The 5,314-nt window shown below is 46.9% G+C and carries 3 protein-coding genes and 1 pseudogene; 2 read left to right on the top strand and 2 right to left on the bottom strand.

Going from position 1 to position 5,314, the window contains the following annotated elements; genetic code table 11:
- Positions 1–273: 273 nt before the first annotated feature.
- Together lldD and AB4496_RS02335 are read right to left on the bottom strand one after the other, a co-directional pair.
- Complete coding sequence (gene lldD / locus AB4496_RS02340) at positions 274–1,413, bottom strand: FMN-dependent L-lactate dehydrogenase LldD (RefSeq protein WP_017083007.1); 1,140 nt, start codon at positions 1,411–1,413, stop codon at positions 274–276.
- 248 nt (positions 1,414–1,661) lie between these two features.
- Positions 1,662–3,356, bottom strand: coding sequence for an L-lactate permease (locus tag AB4496_RS02335; protein ID WP_102257664.1), 1,695 nt, complete (start codon positions 3,354–3,356; stop codon positions 1,662–1,664).
- A gap of 247 nt (positions 3,357–3,603) precedes the next feature.
- Here AB4496_RS02335 and AB4496_RS02330 point away from each other — a divergent pair, with 247 nt between their 5' ends.
- Complete coding sequence (locus tag AB4496_RS02330; protein WP_017061562.1) at positions 3,604–4,521, top strand: LysR family transcriptional regulator; 918 nt, start codon at positions 3,604–3,606, stop codon at positions 4,519–4,521.
- Between the two features lie 11 nt (positions 4,522–4,532).
- Positions 4,533–5,314 (top strand): annotated as a pseudogene (locus tag AB4496_RS02325) (S9 family peptidase); the annotation flags it as partial.

Genomic DNA, 5,314 nt, shown 5'->3' with positions numbered 1-5,314 from the left:
GCCCGAACCCTTCGGGCAGCGTTTGCTGGTCATTTCTACTACGTTATCGGCTTCTCATGTAGGCTAGCTACACATCGAAGCCTCTGCCTTGTATAAATACCCAGCAACTCGCTGCAAAAATCAGCTCGAAAGATCAACACGCCCTAGCTTTTTATTTTATTTTCCAGTGCTTAAACGGTGTCACAACGGCAGTGTAATTGCTGTGACACCGATTGAACTTCAGTCTAAGTAGACCAAAGCATTAGTCCGAATCCGAACCTAAGTCGTTGAGGTTTAATCTAGCCCCACCAGAGAATCACGAGTTAAGTCTTTGATTGTCTTAGCGCCAGTTAGAGTCATCGCAACGCGCATCTCTTTGTCGTAAAGGTCGAGTAGGTTCTCAACACCTGCTTGTCCTTGCGCTGCTAACGCGTAGACGAAAGAGCGACCAAGCAAGGTACAGTCTGCGCCCATCGCCATCATGCGAACTACATCTAAGCCAGTACGAATACCAGAGTCGACCAGAATCTTAGTGTCGCCTTTTACTGCGTCTGCAATTGCAGGCAGTGCTTTAGCACTTGATAGAACGCCATCAAGCTGACGACCGCCGTGGTTTGAAACTACGATACCGTCTGCACCAAATCTTACGGCGTCTTTTGCATCTTCTTCATCAAGAATGCCTTTGATGACCATCGGGCCGTCCCAGAAATCACGGATCCACTCTAGGTCTTTCCATGAAATGGACGGGTCGAAGTTGTCACCCAACCAACCGATGTAGTCTTCCAGTTTGGTTGGAGAACCTCGGTAAGTAGAGATATTGCCAAGATCGTGTGGTTTACCCAACAGACCAACATCAACCGCCCAACTAGGATGACGCATCGATTGGAATACACGACGAATTGCTGCATTTGGGCCGCTCATTCCTGAGTGCATGTCACGGTAGCGAGCGCCAGGTACAGGCATATCCACCGTGAAGACCAGTGTTGTCACGCCTGCCGCTTTGGCACGTTCCAATACGTTCTTCATGAAGCCGCGATCTTTTAGCACGTAAAGTTGGAACCACATTGGGCGCTCAATCTTAGGTGCGACTTCTTCAATCGGGCATACAGATACGGTCGACATCGTAAAAGGGATGCCTTTATTGTCTGCGGCTTTTGCAGCTTGTACTTCGCCACGTCGTGCGTACATGCCTGTTAGACCAACGGGTGCTAAGGCAATCGGCATCGCGAGCTTTTCACCAAACAACTCGGTTTCTAAATTTAGGTCCGACATGTCATTGAGGACACGCTGTTTGAGCGCGATCTCTGCAAGATCGGCCGTGTTGCGGCGTAGGGTATGTTCACCGTAAGAACCGCCGTCAATATAGTGGAAAAGAAACGGTGGTAATTTCGCTTTTGCTGCGGCGCGGTAATCAGTCGATGCGGATATGATCATAATTTCAGTCCTAAATTCTTGGGATGTTGCCCTTCTATGAGAGCTTGGCTTGGGCTGCTTTAATTCTTGAAAGTCAGTGTTCGTTTGTTCTCTAACGGTGAAACAGAGAAGCAATAAAATGGCGTTAATACCCGAGGGTGTTGATGTGTTTTAGTATCCATTCCGAAACTCATCAACTGTCTTATTAGACGGTGTTGCAGTCGGGGAATTGAGTATTAACGCCAAGTGCTTTTGTAACGACTTATGGTTTACATAAGTGCGTCTGTCATTTTGAAGCCGTAGATAACCACTAGGCCGATGATTCCTGTCATCACCAAGTAGTAGAACGTTGGGATGATAGTCTTACGTAGTGTTGCGCCTTCGCGTCCTAGCAAGCCTACGGTCGCCGATGCGGCTACCACGTTGTGAATTGCAATCATGTTACCTGCTGCAGCACCAACGGCTTGCAGAGCAACAACCACAGCACTAGAGATCGACAGAGTTTGTGCTACTTCGAATTGGAACTGGCTGAACATCATGTTTGAAACGGTGTTCGAACCTGCAATGAAGGCACCTAACGCACCAACCGTGGCACTTAACGCTGGGAATGCGCCGCCGACTAGGTCAGCTGCAAAGTTGGCAGTGGTTACTGGCATACTTGCTAAATCAGCACCGTTCACGCCAGAGTTAATGAAGATACGAACCATTGGGATGGTGAACACCAACACAAAGCCTGCACCAATCAGAGTCTTGCTCGACTCACCAAAAGCTTTAGCCAGTGGTGTTGCGCTGCGTGATTGCATTAGAACAGCAACCAGTGCGACGAAGACCAAGATACCGCCAGGTAGATACAGAGGTTGAATCGCTGTGCTTACGCCGGTCTCGCCAAGGATGTTGCTGAAAGAAAGGCTAACGCTCTTAAGCAGGCCTTTGAACTCAGGGCTCACACGGCTAGCAACTAGAGTGACAGCGAGCAGCACGTAAGGTGCCCATGCCATCGCCATGCTCATTTTTTTATGGCTTTGGTTGTTGTCATCAAGGTCGATTTTCAAAGAACCTAGCCATTCTGCTGGCCACTTGTCCTCGCTTTCAAAGTCCCATTTTGATTTAGGTACTAGGAAGCCGCGTTTTGCTGCTGTTACAACAATCGCAAGGCCAACCAAACCACCAATCAGTGATGGGAACTCAGCACCGAGGAAAACACCCGTTAGTGCGTAAGGAATGGTGAAAGCAGCACCGGCGAACAGTGCGAACGGCAGGATATCAAGACCTTCAGTCCAGCTTTTGTTCTTACCGAAGAAGCGAGTCAGCATCATCGCCATCAATACAGGAATCATCACACCAACGCAGGCGTGGATGATTGCAACACTTGATGTGATCTGTTGTAGGTAAGCATCCCATGTTGAACCATTGGCAATCAGGCTTTCACCGATGTTGTGCGTATCCAAACCTTTGTTTACGCCAACAATGATAGGTGTACCAACTGCGCCGAACGATACCGGCGTAGATTGAATCATCATGCCCATCAGTACCGCAGCTAACGCTGGGAAGCCAATTGCCACCAACAATGGAGCGGCGATTGCGGCGGGTGTGCCGAAGCCTGATGCCCCTTCAATGAATGAACCAAAACACCAAGCAATGATGATCGCTTGTACACGACGGTCTGCTGATATGTCAGTAAATCCGTTGCGGATGGTGGTGATAGCTCCGGTGTGTTTCAAAGTGTTTAATAAGAAGATGGCGCCAAACACAATCCAGAGAACCGACACGGTAATGCCGAAGCCTTGGAATACTGAAGCCAGCACGCGAGTGCTAGACATATCCCATGCGAATAGGGCGATAGCAACGGTTAATGCAAATGCCACTGGCATCGCTTTTTTTGCAGGCCAGTTAAGGCCAACCAGCAGAATCGCTGCAACAACTATTGGCGAAAAGGCCAATAATGCTAGTAGAGTTTCACTCATGGGTACTTCCTCGTACTTGTTTTCAAACGTTCATGTTTGAAGTGAATAACACGTCATTAGTTTTGTAGGTTTAATCTGAATCTCGAGGATTCAATTGTTGTAATTAGAGTCGCTTTATTTGTAACCGATGTGATTGCAAAAGCTGTTTTTGTAATTGTTTTGTTAATTTGGCGTGAATTTACCCCTTTATTTTTTATTGATATAGGGAAATAATGAAAATAATTAATTCCAAAATTGGCATAATCAAATGCGAGCAGACGATTTGATCCTGTTTTCACAGGTAGTAGAGTTGGGTAGTTTTAGTAAGGTGGCAGAACAAAATAACCTTACAAATTCGGTAGTTAGTAAGAGGATTGCGCGTTTGGAAGAAGAGATTGGCGTGCAGCTATTATATCGAACCACGCGTAAATTGACGCTGACCGAGGCGGGTAAGGCAATGTTACACGGAGCCAAAAATGTGAAGCAGGCGGCTCAAGAGGCTATGGACGCAGTTTCAGGCTTTGGTGAAAATGTCAGTGGTCATATCAAAATGTCAGTGCCTACTATCTCCGGAGATTTGATTCTCGCAGACGCTGTTGCCGAGTTTTGTAATATGCACCCAGGTTTAACGGTCGATATGTCTCTTAACAATCGATTTGTTGATTTGGTTGAGGATGGTCTCGACTTGGTCATTCGAACCGGTTACTTGGAAGACTCCAGCTTAATTGCCCGTCATATCTTGGACTCTCAATGGGTGGTATGTGCTTCTCCGTCTTATATCGCCAAGAATGGTAAGCCGATGCAGCCCAAGGATTTGGTTGAGCACAATTGTCTGCAATACGCTTATCAAACAACGGGTGCCAGTGAATGGCAATTTCTGCATAGCAAAGATGGCTTTACCGATAACGATAAATACATAGTGCGCGTCTCTGGCTCTTTCTCTACCGATAATGCGACGGCATTAAGAAAAGCCGCTTTGGGCGGTCATGGTGTGGCGTACGTGCCACGTTGTCTGGTGTATCACGATATTCGAAACGGCCAGCTGGTGGACATCTTCCCTGACTTAGTCGGTAAAAAGCTGGGTATTTATGCGGTGTACCCGTTTACTCGCCAGCCACCGAACAAGATTAAGTTATTGATTGAACACATCAGAACGCGTTACCTGACGATTTCACATTATTTTTAATAAGGATCACGATGAGCTATTTAAAAGAGTATCAATATCCAATCACCAATAAACAGATCGTCAGCGATGACTATTTTGGTCAAATAATCGAAGACCCATATCGCTGGTTAGAAGACGACAGAAGTGACGAAACCGCGCAGTGGGTGGCGAGCCAAAATGAAGTCACATTCGATTACCTTGCTCAAATCCCGTATCGCGCAGAACTGCGAGAGCGATTAGCGAAAGCGCAAGACTACAAAAAGAGCTCACAGCCGTTTGTGCGAGGTGATTACACCTATTTCTATAAGAATGATGGACTGCAGAATCACAGCATTCTTTATCGTCAAAAAGAAGGTCTGCAGGTTGAAGTGTTCCTAGATCCGAATACCTTCTCGGAAGATGGCACCACATCACTGGGTTCGGTGTCGTTTTCTAAAGACTACAGTTTAGTAGCGTACAGTATTTCCGAGGGCGGAAGCGACTGGCGTAAGATCTTTGTGATTGATACTGAGACTAAACAGCAGCTTGAAGCCGAAATCACCGACGCTAAATTTACCGGCATTTCTTGGTTGGATAATCGTGGCTTTTATTACTCTAGTTACGATAAGCCAGACGGTAGCCAGCTTTCTGCACGTACCGAACAGCACAAACTTTACTTCCATGAGTTGGGTACCGAGCAAGCTAGCGACAAAGTGATTTTTGGTGAGAACAACACCGAGCAGCACCGCTATGTGTCGGGTTACACCACCGAAGACGACCGTTACTTGATTATTCTAGGGCGAGAGTCGACATCGGGTAACAGACTGTTCTATAT

Origin of the sequence: Vibrio sp. 10N.222.46.A1 (assembly GCF_041473595.1) — a bacterium.
GTDB classification, from domain to species: Bacteria; Pseudomonadota; Gammaproteobacteria; order Enterobacterales; family Vibrionaceae; genus Vibrio; species Vibrio tasmaniensis_A.
This window is presented reverse-complemented; position numbering and strand designations above follow the sequence as displayed.

Coding starts and splice junctions, on each gene's coding strand:
- AB4496_RS02335 (WP_102257664.1), bottom strand. CDS start 3,356: ATGAGTGAAACTCTACTAGCATTATTGGCCTTTTCGCCAATAGTTGTT.
- lldD (WP_017083007.1), bottom strand. CDS start 1,413: ATGATCATATCCGCATCGACTGATTACCGCGCCGCAGCAAAAGCGAAA.
- AB4496_RS02330 (WP_017061562.1), top strand. CDS start 3,604: ATGCGAGCAGACGATTTGATCCTGTTTTCACAGGTAGTAGAGTTGGGT.